The organism is Streptomyces winkii (assembly GCF_032248595.1).
Classification (GTDB): domain Bacteria; phylum Actinomycetota; class Actinomycetes; order Streptomycetales; family Streptomycetaceae; genus Streptomyces; species Streptomyces winkii.
This window is the reverse complement of sequence record NZ_JASTTH010000012.1, coordinates 68,795-83,314: the sequence shown is the minus strand read 5'-3', so window position 1 is coordinate 83,314 and position 14,520 is coordinate 68,795. Positions and strand designations below refer to the sequence as shown.

At 70.8% G+C, this 14,520-nt stretch carries 14 protein-coding genes; 7 read left to right on the top strand and 7 right to left on the bottom strand.

What is annotated here, in order from left to right; translation table 11 throughout:
* Positions 1-7 precede the first annotated feature (7 nt).
* The 3 genes from QQM67_RS29430 to QQM67_RS29420 all read left to right on the top strand — a co-directional run bounded on the left by QQM67_RS29430 (position 8) and on the right by QQM67_RS29420 (position 3,229).
* The gene (locus tag QQM67_RS29430) at positions 8-1,039 is read left to right on the top strand and encodes a rod shape-determining protein (protein WP_314178370.1); all 1,032 of its coding nucleotides are present in this window, start codon (positions 8-10) and stop codon (positions 1,037-1,039) included.
* A gap of 113 nt (positions 1,040-1,152) precedes the next feature.
* Complete coding sequence (locus QQM67_RS29425; RefSeq protein WP_314178246.1) at positions 1,153-1,359, top strand: DUF2277 domain-containing protein; 207 nt, start codon at positions 1,153-1,155, stop codon at positions 1,357-1,359.
* A 148-nt stretch (positions 1,360-1,507) separates the two neighbouring features.
* Positions 1,508-3,229: a BCCT family transporter gene (locus tag QQM67_RS29420; RefSeq protein WP_314178368.1), complete on the top strand. Its 1,722-nt coding sequence runs from the start codon at positions 1,508-1,510 to the stop codon at positions 3,227-3,229.
* A 204-nt stretch (positions 3,230-3,433) separates the two neighbouring features.
* On the opposite strand, the gene QQM67_RS29415 is transcribed toward QQM67_RS29420, so the two are convergent.
* Positions 3,434-4,375 carry a DUF389 domain-containing protein gene (locus tag QQM67_RS29415; protein ID WP_314178243.1) on the bottom strand — a complete coding sequence of 314 codons (942 nt, stop codon included), beginning with the start codon at positions 4,373-4,375 and terminating at the stop codon, positions 3,434-3,436.
* Between the two features lie 270 nt (positions 4,376-4,645).
* Here QQM67_RS29415 and QQM67_RS29410 point away from each other — a divergent pair, with 270 nt between their 5' ends.
* The 3 genes from QQM67_RS29410 to QQM67_RS29400 are packed head-to-tail and all read left to right on the top strand — an operon-like array spanning position 4,646 to position 7,800.
* Positions 4,646-5,629, top strand: coding sequence for a Bug family tripartite tricarboxylate transporter substrate binding protein (locus QQM67_RS29410; protein ID WP_314178241.1), 984 nt, complete (start codon positions 4,646-4,648; stop codon positions 5,627-5,629).
* Positions 5,626-6,213 carry a tripartite tricarboxylate transporter TctB family protein gene (locus QQM67_RS29405; RefSeq protein WP_399067893.1) on the top strand — a complete coding sequence of 196 codons (588 nt, stop codon included), beginning with the start codon at positions 5,626-5,628 and terminating at the stop codon, positions 6,211-6,213. The genes QQM67_RS29410 and QQM67_RS29405 overlap by 4 nt, the downstream gene beginning before the upstream one ends.
* Positions 6,214-6,216: 3 nt before the next feature.
* Positions 6,217-7,800, top strand: coding sequence for a tripartite tricarboxylate transporter permease (locus QQM67_RS29400; RefSeq protein ID WP_314178239.1), 1,584 nt, complete (start codon positions 6,217-6,219; stop codon positions 7,798-7,800).
* A 125-nt stretch (positions 7,801-7,925) separates the two neighbouring features.
* On the opposite strand, the gene QQM67_RS29395 is transcribed toward QQM67_RS29400, so the two are convergent.
* Both QQM67_RS29395 and QQM67_RS29390 read right to left on the bottom strand, forming a co-directional pair.
* Complete coding sequence (locus QQM67_RS29395; RefSeq protein ID WP_314178237.1) at positions 7,926-8,669, bottom strand: DedA family protein; 744 nt, start codon at positions 8,667-8,669, stop codon at positions 7,926-7,928.
* 194 nt (positions 8,670-8,863) lie between these two features.
* On the bottom strand, positions 8,864-9,838 hold the full coding sequence (locus QQM67_RS29390) for a hypothetical protein (RefSeq protein ID WP_314178235.1): 975 nt from the start codon (positions 9,836-9,838) through the stop codon (positions 8,864-8,866).
* A gap of 870 nt (positions 9,839-10,708) precedes the next feature.
* On the opposite strand from QQM67_RS29390, the gene QQM67_RS29385 reads away from it, so the two are divergent.
* Positions 10,709-11,530, top strand: coding sequence for an alpha/beta fold hydrolase (locus QQM67_RS29385; protein WP_314178233.1), 822 nt, complete (start codon positions 10,709-10,711; stop codon positions 11,528-11,530).
* Positions 11,531-11,588: 58 nt separating this feature from the next.
* Here QQM67_RS29385 and QQM67_RS29380 read toward each other — a convergent pair whose 3' ends face one another.
* The 4 genes from QQM67_RS29380 to QQM67_RS29365 all read right to left on the bottom strand — a co-directional run bounded on the left by QQM67_RS29380 (position 11,589) and on the right by QQM67_RS29365 (position 14,457).
* Complete coding sequence (locus tag QQM67_RS29380; protein ID WP_314178231.1) at positions 11,589-12,401, bottom strand: N-acetylmuramoyl-L-alanine amidase; 813 nt, start codon at positions 12,399-12,401, stop codon at positions 11,589-11,591.
* A 158-nt stretch (positions 12,402-12,559) separates the two neighbouring features.
* The gene (locus QQM67_RS29375; protein ID WP_314178229.1) at positions 12,560-13,072 is read right to left on the bottom strand and encodes a VTT domain-containing protein; all 513 of its coding nucleotides are present in this window, start codon (positions 13,070-13,072) and stop codon (positions 12,560-12,562) included.
* Positions 13,073-13,291: 219 nt separating this feature from the next.
* Entirely contained in the window at positions 13,292-14,116 is an 825-nt protein-coding gene (locus QQM67_RS29370) for a hypothetical protein (RefSeq protein ID WP_314178227.1), read from the bottom strand.
* Complete coding sequence (locus QQM67_RS29365) at positions 14,113-14,457, bottom strand: PadR family transcriptional regulator (protein ID WP_314178225.1); 345 nt, start codon at positions 14,455-14,457, stop codon at positions 14,113-14,115. Before QQM67_RS29365 ends, QQM67_RS29370 begins: the two co-directional genes overlap by 4 nt.
* Positions 14,458-14,520: the final 63 nt, after the last annotated feature.

The following is a 14,520-nucleotide window of genomic DNA, read 5'->3' as shown; positions in this document are numbered from 1 at the left end:
GATGGGGATCACCGTGAGCAAGCCTCTTGACCAGCTGCGCCGTTGCTCGGTCGCCGTGGACGTCGGCTCCGCCCGCACCCGTGTCCACATCAAGGGCGCGGGGCTCGTGGTGGACGAGCCGTCCGTCGTCGCGGTGAACACGTTCTCCGGGGCGCTGATGGCTGTCGGCACCGCCGCCGAGCGCATGGACGGGCGCACGCCGGGCCACATCCGCGTCGTACGTCCCGTCAACAACGGGACCGTGATCGACATCGAGATGGCCCAGCGGATGCTGCGGTCGCTGGTCGGCTCGTCGGTACGGCGGGCGTGGCGGCGCCGGGGCGCCATGCAGCGCGCGGCGGTCACCATCCCGCACAACGCCGATCCGCTGGCGCGCAGCGCCGCCGTCGAGACCCTGACCGGGGTGGGCGCCAAGCAGGTCGAGCTGGTCGACACCCCCACGGCCGCCGGGGTCGGCTGCGGCCTGCCCGTCGAGCAGCCCGAGGCCACGATGATCCTGGTCTGCGGGGCCACCACGACGCAGGTCGCGGTGCTCTCGCTCGGCGCGATCGTCTCCGCCGCGACCGTTCCGATGGGCGGCGACACGATTCACCACGCGGTCATCCAGCACATGCGCAACCACCACGAGCTGATCCTGCCGAGCCAGGCGGTCCGTCCGCTGCACCTGGCGCTGACGGGCGCGGGCGAGACCGGGCAGGCGACGGAGGTTTGGGGCCGTGACGTGGCCACCGGCATGGCCCGCACCGTGATCATCAACCCCGACGACGTGCGGGCGGCCATACAGGCTCCGCTGACCGGGCTCTCCGACACGATCCGCGGCGTCCTCCACAACTGCCCGCCCGATCTGGTCGCGGATCTCGCGGACCGCGGCATGGTGCTGGCGGGCGGCAGCGCGCTGATGCCAGGGCTCGACGAACGTCTGCGTACGGGGACGGGCATGCCCGTCCACATCGCGGACCAGCCGGCTCTCAGCGCGGTCAACGGCCTCGCGGCCATGGTCGAAGGGCAGGTCATGCCACTGAACGTCGACGTCCACTGAACTCGCAGACAGCCACTGACCGTCCACCGGTCTCCTCGGCGGCGGCAGAGCGGGAGGTCCGGAGGCCGTCCTGGACGGTGACCCGGCGGCCACGCCGGACGTAGCGTCGGAGTATGTGCAGAAACATCAAGACACTCCGGCCGCCCTACTCCGAAGCCGTCACCGAGGACGACATGAGGGCCGCGGCCCTCCAGTACGTACGCAAGGTGTCGGGCTTCCGGCACCCCGCGGCACACAACTCCGAGGCCTTCGACAAGGCCGTCGATCGAGTAGCAGCGGCGACCGAGGAACTGTTGTCGTCACTGGTCGTACGGAGCTGAAGACAAACAGATATCCGGACGGCATGCTGATCAGGAAGTCGGGTAGCTGCTCCCCGATCTGATCCAGAACTGAAAGGTCCTCAGCGTGCCGGATAAACGGGTGGAACAGAACGCGACAGGAGAGCCGCCGGGCGGCGACTCCGGCGGTCTGCGGGCGTCACTGAAGCCACAGACCGACCGGGTGGTGTTCGGTGTCACAGCCTTGCTGACCCTGGCCTTCGTGATCTGGGGGGCCGTCGCCACGGACTCCCTGGACAGCGTCGCGACCACGATGCTCAACAGCACCATGCACAACGGCGGATGGGCGTTCGTGCTCGCCGCCTCCGGCTTCGTCGTCTTCTCGCTGTGGCTGGCCTTCAGCCGCTACGGGAAGATCACCCTCGGCAAGGAGGGCGAGGAGCCGGAGTTCAGGACCGTGTCATGGGTCGCGATGATGTTCAGCGCGGGCATGGGCATCGGCCTGATGTTCTACGGCGTGAACGAGCCGCTCAGCCACTTCGCCGACCCCCCGCCCGGTACGGGCGGTTCGGCGGCCGAGCGCATGCAGACCGCGATGGCGACGACGCTCTTCCACTGGACGCTGTACCCGTGGGCCATCTACGCGGTCGTCGGGCTGGCCATCGCCTACAGCTGCTTCCGGCGAGGCCGCCGGCAGACCATCAGCGCGGTCTTCACACCGCTCATCGGCGAGAAGAACGCCAACGGGACGTTCGGCCGCGTCATCGACATCCTGGCCATCTTCGCCACGCTCTTCGGCTCCGCGGCCTCGCTCGGCCTCGGCGCGCTCCAGATCGGCAGCGGCGTGAAGGAGATCAACTGGGCGGAGAAGGTCGGCACCCCGATCCTCGTGGTCATCATCGCCGTGCTGACGGCGGCGTTCGTCGCGTCCGCGATCTCGGGCGTCGAGAAGGGCATCCAGTGGCTGTCCAACATCAACATGGTGCTGGCCGCGCTGCTCGTCGTCTTCGTCTTCGTCGTGGGCCCCACGGTTCTGATGCTGAACCTGCTGCCCACGTCCGTGGGTTCGTTCATCGGTGACCTTCCGCAGATGGCCGCGCGCACCGACTCGACCGCGGGCAAGGGCGTAGCCGACTGGCTCTCCACGTGGACGGTCTTCTACTGGGCGTGGTGGATCTCCTGGACGCCCTTCGTCGGCATGTTCATCGCGCGCATCAGCCGCGGCCGTACGATCCGGCAGTTCGTCGGCGGCGTGATCCTCGTGCCGAGCGTCGTCAGCCTGATCTGGTTCGCGATCTTCGGCGGCACGGCCATCAGCCTGGAGCGCCACGGCGCCAAGCTCACGGACCAGTCGACGGCCGAGGGCCAGCTGTTCGCGATGCTGCGCGAGTACCCGATCGCGGGCATCACCAGCCTGATCGTGATGATCCTCGTGGCGATCTTCTTCGTCTCCGGCGCCGACGCGGCGTCCATCGTGATGGGGACCCTGTCGCAGAAGGGCACGCTGGAGCCCGGCCGGAACGTCGTCATCGTCTGGGGCGTGCTGACCGGCGCGGTGGCCGCGGTCATGCTGCTGATCGGCGGCGGCGGAGCCTCGGCGCTGACAGGGTTGCAGAACCTCACGATCCTGGTGGCGGTGCCGTTCACGATCGTCATGGTCGGAATGTGTGTCGCCATGACCCGGGATCTGCGGCGGGACCGGCTCATCGTCGTCGGCGAGCGCGGCGACGAGGCGATCGAGACCGCCGTCATCGCGGGTCACGAACAGTACGGCGGGGAGTACGAGATCCTCATCGGGCCGACCAACGGCGCCTCGTCGGGCGGCGGTTCGGACGGCGGCTCCGGAGTGGACGGCGTGAAGGACCCGTTGCCGGGAGACCCCATGCAGACGGACACCTTGCAGAAGGAGTGACCCGGAGGCCCGCCGACGGCCCGTCAGGCCGGTGGACCGGCGGTCCCGAGCCGGACCGGTACACCGAACAGGACGGGCAGCACGGGCAGTACGGGCAGTACGGGCAGTACCTGCGGTACGTGCGGTAGCACGTGCGGTACGGCAGCACAGCGCCCCGTCACGGCATCGGCCGTGGCGGGGCGCAGCCGTCGCAACGGCCGCGCGTCAGGCCGTACGTGGGAGATCCCGGCGCTTCCAGGCCCAGAACGCCTTCTGGCCGGACAGGGTGAGCGTGCCGGCGACGAGGATCCCGCCCAGGTTCAGGGCCAGTTGCTCCGCCGACGCCCATGCCTCGTGCGGGCGGCCGTAGCTCAGCGCCATCGCGGCGTTGGCAGCCGCCGGCACCGTCGTCACCGAGATCGCGACGCCCACCAGCGCGCCGGACTTGGCCGAGGTGAGCGAGAGCATCCCCGCGATGCCCGCGAGCGCCGCCACCACCAACGACATCCAGTCCGGATTCCACACGAACGAGCTGACGGGATGCGGCTGTTGATACTTCGCCTCCGTGAACAGGCCGAAGGCGTCCATCAGTACGGTGAACCCTCCCGTGGCGAGCATCGCCAGCGGGAAGCCGACGACCAGCGCGGTCAGCGAACGCAGCGCCAGGCGCGGAGCACGCCGCACGACCGCCGTGCAGACACCGGCGAGCGGCCCGAACTCCGGCCCCACGACCATCGCTCCGACGATGAGGATCGCGCTGTCGAGCATCACGCCGCACGCGGCCAGCATCGTCGCCACGACGAGGAACGCCAGAAAGGTGAGCGACAGCCGCGACTCCTCGTGCGTGGCGTCGGCCAGCGACTCCCACAGCACCGCGTCGACGCCCTCGCCGGGGGCGTCGACCTCGGCCTGGTCGCCCCGTTCGGAGAGGGACAGGTCGATGTCGTGCACGGCGATCGCGCCGTCGCGGTCCAGGCCGAGGCCGCGCAGACCCGTGAGGAGCTCGTCCGCGGCCTCGCGCGCGACGTCGCACATCACGACGTCGCCCTGCGGATCGCGGGCCGCGCCCGGCAGCACCACGAGATGAGCGGTGCCGACGGTCGAGTCCAGGAGCGACGTGACCTCGCCGGTGCGCGACGGGGGGCTGATCAGCCGGAGATGCAGCATGGGCGAAGCGTAGACGTGCATCGCGGCCCTGCTCCCGGCCGCCCGCGGAATCCGCGCCCCGAGGGCTCCGGCGGACCCCCGAAGAGCCCCGAACCGCCCCTGTACGGCGGTGAGTTGGCCCGCCTCAGGCCCCGTCGTGCGGCCTTGTGAACACAAAGACCACAACGACCATTAAGTTCTTTCCCGCACAGGGGGCGAAACCGCCGCGTACCCCGTGCACCATGTGGGCCGTCCCCAGCCGGACCACACTCACGAAAGGCGGTGCCCCGCGTGCGCCAGCGCACTCTCCTGTCTCTTCTCGGGGCGACGCTGCTCGTACTGATCGGCCCCCCGCTGATCACCACGGGCAGCGGTGCCGAGACAGGGACCAACATCCCCGGGCTGAAGTTCATGGTGCCCAACACACCAGGCGGCGGCTACGACATCACCGCGCGTACGGCCGCCAAGGACGCCGAGAACGCCGGGCTCAACCACAACGTCGAGGTGTACAACCTGCCCGGCGCGGGCGGCACGGTCGGCCTGACCCGGCTCGTCAACGAGCGCGGCAACGGCAAGCTCGCGATGTCGATGGGCCTCGGAGTCGTGGGCGCCGTACGCACCAACGACTCCCCCTCGACGCTCGCGGACGCGACGCCGATCGCGCGCACCGTGGAGGAGCCGGACATCGTCGTCGTCTCGAAGAAGTCCAAGTACAAGACCTTCGAGCAGCTTCTCGCCGACTGGAAGAAGAAGCCCGGCTCGCTGCCCGTCGGCGGCGGCTCCTCGGCGGGCGGCCCCGACCACCTGGCGCCGATGCTGATGGCCAGGGACGCCGGCATCGAGCCCAAGTCCGTGAACTACGTGCCCTTCGACGGCGGCGGCGAACTCCTCGCCTCCGTCCTCGGCGGCAAGGTCGCCTTCGGCATATCCGGCATCAGCGAGTACCGGGACCAGATCAAGTCCGGCGAACTCCGCCTGCTCGCCACGACCGGAGGGAAGCGGATCCCGGGCTTCGACGCGCCGACGCTCAAGGAGGCGGGCATGGACGTGGAGTTCACCAACTGGCGCGGCATCATGGCGCCGCCCGGGCTGTCGGAGGCCGAACGCACCAAGCTCACCCACTTCTTCGACGAGCTGCACCGCAGCCCGCAGTGGAAGAAGTCGCTCAAGCAGAACGGCTGGGACGACGCGTATCTGACCGGTGAGAAGTACGGGCGCTTCCTGGACGCGCAGGACAAGCGCGTCGAATCCGTCCTCAAGGAGGTGGGCAAGTGAGCACCGGATCAACGGAGTCCAGGGAGACCGCCCACGCGGCGGCGACGGCGTCCGGTTCCGGCCCGGCGGACTCCTCCCCGGCGCCCGGCAGTCGGCGCGAATGGCTGCGCGGCCACTCCGAACTCGGCGTCAGCGTGCTGCTGTTGATCGTCGGAGTGCTGGTGCTGAGCGACACGCTCACCATGGGGACCGTCTCCGGGCAGCGAGGCCCGGTGGGTCCCAAGACCGTCCCGGTGGTCGTCGGCGTCGCCCTGCTGGTCGTCGCCGTCGTACTCGCCGTCGACGTGCTCCGCGGCGGCCGCGGTGAAGGCGACGCGGGAGAGGAGGCGGGCAGCGAGCCCGCCGACTGGCGCACCGTCGCGCTGCTCGCCGGGATCTTCCTCGCCGCCGCGGTCCTCATCGACCCGCTCGGCTTCCCGATCACCGGCGCGCTGCTCTTCTGGGGCTCCGCGTACGCGCTGGGCAGCCGCAACCTGTCCCGCGATCCGCTGATCGCGGCCGTCCTGTCCATGGCCACCTTCGCGGCCTTCAACACCCTGCTGGGCGTGCCGCTGCCCGGCGGCCCGCTGATGGGGGTGCTCTGACAGATGGAATCTCTCTCCTCCCTGCTCGACGGCTTCGGCACGGCGCTGACGCCGCTCAACCTGCTGTGGGCGGCGGTCGGCGTGCTGCTGGGCACGGCCATCGGCGTACTGCCCGGCATCGGTCCGGCCATGGCCGTCGCGCTGCTGCTGCCCGTGACGTACGGGCTGGACCCGGTCGGCGCGTTCATCATGTTCGCGGGCATCTACTACGGCGGCATGTTCGGCGGCTCCACCACCTCGATCCTGCTCAACACCCCAGGTGAGAGCGCGGCGGTGGTCACCGCCATCGAGGGCCATCCGATGGCCAAGTCGGGACGCGGAGCACAGGCGCTCGCGGCGGCGGCCATCGGTCACTTCGCGGGCGGCATGATCGGCACGATCCTGCTGGTCGCCCTGGCGCCGACGGTCGCGGCGCTCGCCGTGGACATCGGTGCGCCCGACTATTTCGCGATCATGGTGCTGGCCTTCATCGCGGTCACCTCGGTGCTCGGCAGCTCCCGGGTACGGGGCTTCGCGGCGCTCCTCATCGGGCTCACGATCGGCCTGGTCGGGCTCGACCAGATGACGGGACAGCAGCGGCTCACCTTCGGCAGCCTCCAGCTCTCGGACGGCATCGACGTCGTCATCGTCGCCGTGGGCCTCTTCGCCATCGGCGAGGCGCTGTGGGTCGCCGCGCACGCGCACAGGACGGCCGGCGAGTCGATCCCCGTGGGGCGGCCCTGGCTGGACCGCTCCGACCTGCGGCGCACCTGGAAGCCGTGGCTGCGCGGACCGGCCATCGGCTTCCCCTTCGGGGCGGTCCCGGCCGGCGGCGCCGAGATCCCCACGTTCCTCTCGTACGTCACCGAGAAACGGCTCTCCAAGCACAAGAAGGAGTTCGGCAAGGGCGCGATCGAGGGCGTCGCGGGGCCGGAGTCGGCGTCGTCGGCCTCGGCCGCCGGAACGCTGGTCTCGCTGCTCACGCTCGGCCTGCCGACGACCGCGGTGGCGGCCGTGATGCTGGCCGCGTTCCAGCAGTACGGCATCCAGCCCGGCCCGCTGCTCTTCGAGCGTGAGCCCGACCTGGTGTGGGGCCTGATCGCCTCGCTCTTCGTCGGCATGGTGCTGCTGCTGGTGCTCAACCTGCCGATGGCGCCGGTGTGGGCGAAGCTGCTGCGCATCCCGCGCCCGTACCTGTACGCGGGAATCCTGTTCTTCGCCGCCGTCGGCGCGTACGCGGTGGGCGGCGAGGCGATCGACATGGTGATCCTGCTCATCATCGGGATCGTCGGGCTGATGATGCGGCGCTTCGGGCTGCCGGTGCTGCCCGCGATCATCGGCGTCATCCTCGGCCCGAACGCCGAGCAGCAGCTCCGGCGCGCGCTCCAGATCAGCGACGGCAGCGTGACGGGCCTGGTGAACACGCCGTTCGCCGTCACGGTCTACGTGGTGATCGTGGTGCTGCTGGCGTGGCCGTGGCTGCGGCGCCTGGCCGGCCGTGGAAGGCCGGAGGGACCGCGGGGGCAGGGCGGGCCCGGAGGGTCAGACGGGCCCGCCGGTGACGAGGCCGCCGACGACGAGGAAGACAAGGAGGGCACCCGGGCCTGAGGGCTCGGGTCCCAACAGGGCGCCCCGTCCGTCCGGTTCACGCCGGGCGGGCGGGGCGTCGTCGTACGCCGGGCGCCGCCGCCGCGGTGGATTCGGGCGGACTGGACCGGGGTTCTGGGGGCGGATCAGCGGCGGGCGTGGCGGCCGCGCTGACCGCCGTCCTCCGGCGAACCGGACGGAGCGCTCCCCGGCCGGACGTCTCCGGAGGCTCCGGACGCCGGGGCGTCGCCGGAGTTCCCCGACTCGCGCTTCTTCCTGCGGGCGCGCAGATACTCGACGACGATCGGCGACACCGACAGCAGGACGATGCCGACCAGCATCGCCTCGATGTTCTCCCGTACCGCCGCGATCTGCCCCAGCAGAGCGCCGAGGAGCGTCACGCCCGCGCCCCACAGCACGCCGCCGACGACGTTGAAGACCAGGAAGGAGCGGTACCGCATCTCGCTCACGCCCGCGATGATCGGCGTGAACGTCCGCACGATCGGCACGAATCGCGCCAGCACCAGCGACTTCGGGCCGTGCTTCTCGAAGAACTCGTGGGCCTTCTCCACGTTCTCCTGCTTGAAGAGCCGGGAGTCGGGACGGCGGAAGAGGGCGGGGCCGACCTTCCGTCCGAAGAGATAGCCGGCCTGGTCGCCGAGCACGGCGGAGATCACCACCAGCGTGCAGACCAGCCACAGCGGATAGTGCAGATACTGATCCGTCGCGACGAGCAGCCCGGCCGTGAACAGAAGCGAGTCGCCGGGCAGGAAGAAGCCGATCAGCAGGCCGGACTCCGCGAAGACGATCACCAGGATGCCGATCAGACCGAACGTCTGGATCAGATAGTCCGGGTCGAGCCAACTCGGTCCCAGCGCGAGGGCGGTCACGTCACAGGCTCCTCATCAGGCCCGCCGCTGAGCGGCTGTCGTCGGGGGGTGTACACGCTATCAACGCGCGCGGGGGCCGAGTCGTGCCGCCCGTCCGGCCACGGCCGCGCCGTCGCGAACGCGGGGTACGGGGGCCCTCGGCCGGGGTTCGCGGGGCCCGGGGCGCGCGGGGCCGCGAGCGGTGACGGGCCCGGTCAGCCCTGCGGAGCGGGCAGCATCTCGTTCCAGTTCGCCCAGTACCCGCCGTAACCGTCCGGAACCAGGCCGTCGGGCAGCAGCATGTCACCGGGCGAGCTCATCTGCTGGGTGGGGATGCCCGAGTGCGGAACGGTCTCCCGGCGGTGCTTGCCGCCCTGCCGCCCCGTCTCCTCCGGTGCCACGAACAGCCGCCCCTGGGCGGAGAGATACTGCGCGCGGGCGGTCAACCGCCGCAGGTCGGTGCCGAGTTCGAGGGCGAGGATCTCCAGGTCGACGCCGGACTGCCAGCCGTCGACCAGCACCGCGTCCTGGACGGGCGACCAGCCCATGTGGTCCGGCAGTTGGGTGTGGTCGTAGGCCTGGTAGTGCTCCTGCGGCTGCTGGTAGTGCTCCTGGTGCTGGTAGTACGACTGCGCGGCGTGGTGCTGCATCTGGTGCTGATGCTGGAGTTGGTGCTGGTGCTGCGACTGGTACTGGGCGTGCGGCTGCGCCTGCTGCTGCGACGCCATCTGCTGGGCCGGCTGCGCCTGCGGCACCTGCTGCTGTTGCTGGCCCTGCGACGGGTACTGCGGCTGCGGCTGTGTCTGGTCGTGTGCCGGCATGTGGTCCGCGGACTGCGCGGCAGCCTGGGTGTGAGGGTGGCCCGCCTCCTTCGCCCGCGCGGTCTCGTCGTGGGCACCGGGGCCCGCCGGCTGCTGGAGCGGCGGCGGCATCAGCAGGTCGTCCGCGAGCGAACGGGCGTCCTCACGGCCCACGGTGCGGCGCGCGATGCGCACCTCGCGCTCCGGGAGGCCGAGCATCTCGGCGACCGCCTTGTCGTTGCCGACCACCACCGCGAACGCCGCGAGGGAGCGGGCCCGGCTCGCCTGCGCGTCGTCCAGCGTGGTCTGCGCCGAACGCACCTCCTCGTCGCTCTGGCAGAAGGCTCTCGCCAGCACCGTGTGCCGTTCCCACAGCTCCCGAGGCTCCATGCAGACCCCGTGTCCTCTCGATCCTTATGTACTGAATTCACAGTCCAAATCATGCAATCCGTATCTTCGTAGCTCTCAATCTAGTGGCGAGATCGCCGTTGTCCGCGGTGCCGTGGCGGCGTCCGGCGCGTTTCCCCGCGATTCCCCCGGGGTACACAAGTGCGGCTCGGCGGACGGCTTTCAGGCCGTCACTTCGAGGCGTTCCGCTCGTATGCACGTCCCTTCACAAGACCGTTCCGCACCGTCGCGGGCTTCTGCGGGGATGCGCGTACGCTCCGGGCATGTCCCCAACTTCCCGTCCGGCGGCGGCAGTTGGGCGGCTCTGACCTGGGCGCGCCGTAGTGCACGGAGGCGATGCGCACCACGGGCGGGCGCCCGACCGGCCTGCCGTGGCGGGCGGACCGAGCGCGCTCCCCGTCCCGTACGGCCACGCTGAGCACATCCGGCGCACCGGCCGCAGCCGTGCTCGCGGGCCTCCGCGGGTATCGCCCGATGGAAGTACCCGCCGTGCACGGACGGGACGCACACGGCAAGGCGAACGTGAGGCGCACGGAGGCCTCGTGGGGGCGTCATCGGCCTTCCGCACGCCCCGCGCCCGCCGACTGCCGCTCCGCGCGGCCCAGTTGGGGGTGCGGACGGCGCCGCCGCGTCCGCGTGCCGGGCCCCGGCCCGCCTCCGGACCCCGAGCCGGCACCGAGGCCGCACCCCGGGTCACCGCGGCAACACGTACTGCCGCTCCCCCGCCGACCTGCGACGACGCCGTCCGCGTTCGCGAGGCCGAGGGTCGCTTGCGACGGTGGGAAACGAGTCCCCCTCCCGACTGACACGGGAACGGACCCGGCAGAACCGGACGAAGGAAGGAGTCCAGCCATGGGCACCATCACCACCGCGGACGGGACCGAGATCTTCTACAAGGACTGGGGATCCGGACGCCCTGTCGTCTTCAGCCACGGCTGGCCGCTGACCGCGGACGTCTGGGATCCGCAGCTCTTCTTCATCGCTTCCCAGGGCTACCGCGTCATCGCGCACGACCGGCGTGGTCACGGCCGCTCGGGCCAGCCCTGGACCGGCCACGACATGGACACCTACGCCGACGACCTCTCGCAGCTGATGGACACGCTCAACCTCAGCAACGCCACGCTCGTCGGGCACTCGACGGGAGGCGGCGAGGTGGCGCGCTACCTCGGCAAGCACGGGACGTCGCGCGCGGCGCAGGCCGTGCTGCTCAGCGCCGTGCCCCCGCTGATGCTGAAGACGGACGCCAACCCCGAGGGGTCGCCCATCGAGGTCTTCGACGAGATACGGGAGGGCGTGCGGAAGGACTGCTCGCAGTTCTACCAGGACCTCACGGCGTCCTTCTACGGAGCCAACCGGGGCTCGGACGTCTCCGAGGGCACGCGTGACGCGTTCTGGCTGATGGCGATGAGCGTCTCGCTCAAGGCGTCGTACGACTGCGTGAAGGCGTTCTCCGAGACGGACTTCACCGACGACCTGACCCGCATCGACGTGCCCGTCTTCATCGCGCACGGCGACGAGGACCAGATCGTTCCCATCGAGGCGGCCTCACCGAAGACCGCGGAGCTCGTCAAGGACCCGGCCCTGAAGGTCTACCCGGGCTATCCGCACGGGCTGTACGGCTCGCATCACGACGTGTTCAACAAGGACCTGCTGGAGTTCCTGAAGTCCGCCTGAGCGCGGCGCCGGACAGCAGGCGGCCGGGCGGGGCGGGAGCGGTCATGAGGCCGTCCCGTCACCGTCCGTCCGGCTCCGTCGACGGACGGTGGCCCGGGCCGTCGGCACCGTCCCCGGCCCGCTTCCTCAGCCGCTGGACCTCGTCCCGTATCTCCCCGAGCTTGCCGTAGAGCGCCTTGCCGGGACACGACGTCTCGTACGCGTCCCGGTGGCCCGCTATGACGTGGAACCGCGCGTGCTCACCCTTGTCGAAGCGGCTGTCGCCGCTGGAGGAGACGAGCCGCGTCGTGCCGCTCACGTCGGCGCCGGGGCGCAGCTTCCACGCGGCGACGGCGGCTATGGAGCGGAGCATCGGCCGCGGCACCGCGTTCCCCTCGTCGAAGGTGCCCATGGCGGCTATGCCGAGGCTGCGTCCGTTGAAGCCCTTCGTGTGCGCGCCCTCGACGGAGCGGCCGAGGGCGCCCGAGCGCCCCTCGTAGATGGTGCCGCAGTGGTCGACGACGAAGTTGTAGCCGAGGTCGTCCCATCCCCGCTCTACGTGCTCCTTCTCCAACTGCCGGAGCATGCGCGGCACTTCGTGGCAGTCGTAGCCGTTGGGCTGGCTCGTGTGGTGGACGAAGACGACCTGCACGTTCTTCATCTCCGAGGCCCGCTCCCGCACCAGGCTCTCGTCCGCGTGCCAGGCGCTGCGCGGGACTATGCGCGGCCGCGGGGCGTCCGCCTCGGCGGGACCACGGTGGTGCGACCGGTGGGCGGCGGGCGACACAGCATCCCGCACGGGCTCGTTCCAGCTGATGACGAACGCGAGCGGCAGGAGCGCCGCGTACACGTACCTGGAGGGGCGCCTGCGCTTCGGCTTACGGTGCCGCATAGGACAAAAGGTGCACCGGACTCCCCCGCCCGCACAGGTGACCGGACCCGTTCGGGTGACGGGGCGGGGGGACGGGCGGGGACGGGCGGCCCGGGTGAGCCGCCCGGCGAGGCGGTTCCGGGAAGCTCACGATCAAGGGAGATCGCCCATCGGCTCCGTCACGGCGCGGGGCCACTCGGCCGACGGCGGCAGACCCGCTGCACCGTCAGCGTGACCCCCGCGACGAGCAGTGAGACTCCCGGCCCGATGAACAGCGGGGCGAGACCGCCCGAGGCCAACTGGCCGCCCAGATAGCCCAGTCCGAGTGTGGACGAGACGAAGACGGCCTCGGCGATGACAGCGCCGAGCAGGTAGCTCCGCATCGGATAGTCGACGACGCCGGCGGTCAGCCCGCCCAGCCCCCGGCCGGTCGGCACGAACCGCACGGCGATCACCGAGGGCACCCCGTACCGCTTCAGCCGCTCGACCGTCCACTGCAGCATCGATCTGCGCCTGGCGTTCCTCCTCAGCCAGGCGAGCGAGCGGCTGCTGAAGCAGCGCCCAGTGAGGAACACGCCCAAATCGCCCGTGACCGTGCTGATCAGCAGGATCAGCACCAGGAGAGGAAGGCTGAGACTCCCCGCGGCGGCCAGGGCACCCGCGCCGGCTAACAGCGCGGAATTGGGAATCACGGGAGGCATGGTGACAAGTACCAGCACTGCGTAAATCCACTGCGTACTGCTCTCCATACCGGTCGACACCCCCTGATTTCCCGTGTCATCACCTGCATACGAACTCTGGCAGGTGCCACGGCGGGTTACAACGCGTCACGGACGGGCCCGGTGGATCTGCGAGCCGTCTCGGGGTGCGCCGCGCAGCGCAGAGCCCGTACGGGGTGCCGGGCGCGGGGGCTATTCACCGCCCGACGCGCCCTTCCGCAGGGCCGAGCGCCACAGCCCCCACGCGGCCGTCCCGGCCACGGTCAGACCCACGATGGCCCCGGCGACGGTGCTCGGGTCGGTGAAGTCCGTGGTGCGCACGCCCCACCAGGCGACGGCCACTGCCGCCAGTGCGCATGCCGCGATCCAGGCGTAGATCCACTTGCCGATGTAGACACGCTTGCGTGGCGGCGCGGGAGGCGCGGCCAGCGCCGCGGCGGGCCCGTCGTGCACCGCGGCCGGGCGCTTGTAGTACGTGAACGGGCCCCACACGCCGCACAGTTCCCAGCCGTCCGGCCCCAACCGGGCGGTGTTCTCCGCCCTCTTGACGTGTCCTGCCGTCTCGCGCCGGTACTCCCAGCGCATCGGGTGTTCGAGGTCGCGGCGGCACACGAACCGGCCGAGCTTGTCGAGCCGTTCGACCTCCCAGCCCTGACCCCCGAACCGGTCGAGGAGCCGCACGTCCTTGAAGGCGTCGGCCGTCCACACCCACGTCTCGGCGCCGTCGCCGGGCGCCGCCGAACCGTCCGTGAGGCCCGTGGCCTCGCGCTCCGACAGCTGCTCCGCCAGCTCCGCCACCGGGCCGAACTCCTCCGCGACCTCGCCGCCCGCCTCGTCGGCGTACGCGGCCAGCTCGCGCGTCAGCAACTCGACGCGGGTTTGCGGGACTCCGCGCTCGCGCATCAGCACGGCGAGCCTCTCGAAGTAGGTGTCACCGGTGGTCCCGGTCCCGGTGGCGTCCGCGCCGCCCGCGCCCTCAGTCCCGGCCGTCTCATGCGTCTCGTCCGCGCCGTTCATCGCCCGCTCTCCTCCCCGCTCTCGAGCATCCGCCGCACCGCGTCGTGGAAGCCGAGCCACGCCTCGCCCTGCTCCTTGAGGCCGTCCCGGCCCTCCTCGGTCAACCGGTAGTAGCGCCGGCCGGGTCCGCGCTCCGTCGCCCGGAACTCGGCCCGCACCAGGCCCGCCTCCTCAAGCCGGTTGAGCACCGGGTAGAGGGTGCCGCCCTTGATCCGGCCGAGACCGGCCTCGTCGAGGCGCTTGGCGATCTCGTATCCGTAGCTCTCCCCGCCCCTCAGGCAGGCGAGCACCAGCAGATCGAGTACGCCCTTGAGCCAGCTGGCTCGTCTCTCGGTCGCCATGCGGAGATGAGACCACAACCTAGGTAGCAGTACAACCTATTGAGCAGAGCGACCTAACGGGGC

Excerpts from the sequence above, each read along its gene's own strand:
- QQM67_RS29425 (WP_314178246.1), top strand. The coding sequence starts at position 1,153 with ATGTGCAGAAACATCAAGACACTCCGGCCGCCCTACTCCGAAGCCGTC.
- QQM67_RS29415 (WP_314178243.1), bottom strand. The coding sequence starts at position 4,375 with ATGCTGCATCTCCGGCTGATCAGCCCCCCGTCGCGCACCGGCGAGGTC.
- QQM67_RS29400 (WP_314178239.1), top strand. The coding sequence starts at position 6,217 with ATGGAATCTCTCTCCTCCCTGCTCGACGGCTTCGGCACGGCGCTGACG.
- QQM67_RS29390 (WP_314178235.1), bottom strand. The coding sequence starts at position 9,838 with ATGGAGCCTCGGGAGCTGTGGGAACGGCACACGGTGCTGGCGAGAGCC.
- QQM67_RS29385 (WP_314178233.1), top strand. The coding sequence starts at position 10,709 with ATGGGCACCATCACCACCGCGGACGGGACCGAGATCTTCTACAAGGAC.
- QQM67_RS29380 (WP_314178231.1), bottom strand. The coding sequence starts at position 12,401 with ATGCGGCACCGTAAGCCGAAGCGCAGGCGCCCCTCCAGGTACGTGTAC.
- QQM67_RS29370 (WP_314178227.1), bottom strand. The coding sequence starts at position 14,116 with ATGAACGGCGCGGACGAGACGCATGAGACGGCCGGGACTGAGGGCGCG.
- QQM67_RS29365 (WP_314178225.1), bottom strand. The coding sequence starts at position 14,457 with ATGGCGACCGAGAGACGAGCCAGCTGGCTCAAGGGCGTACTCGATCTG.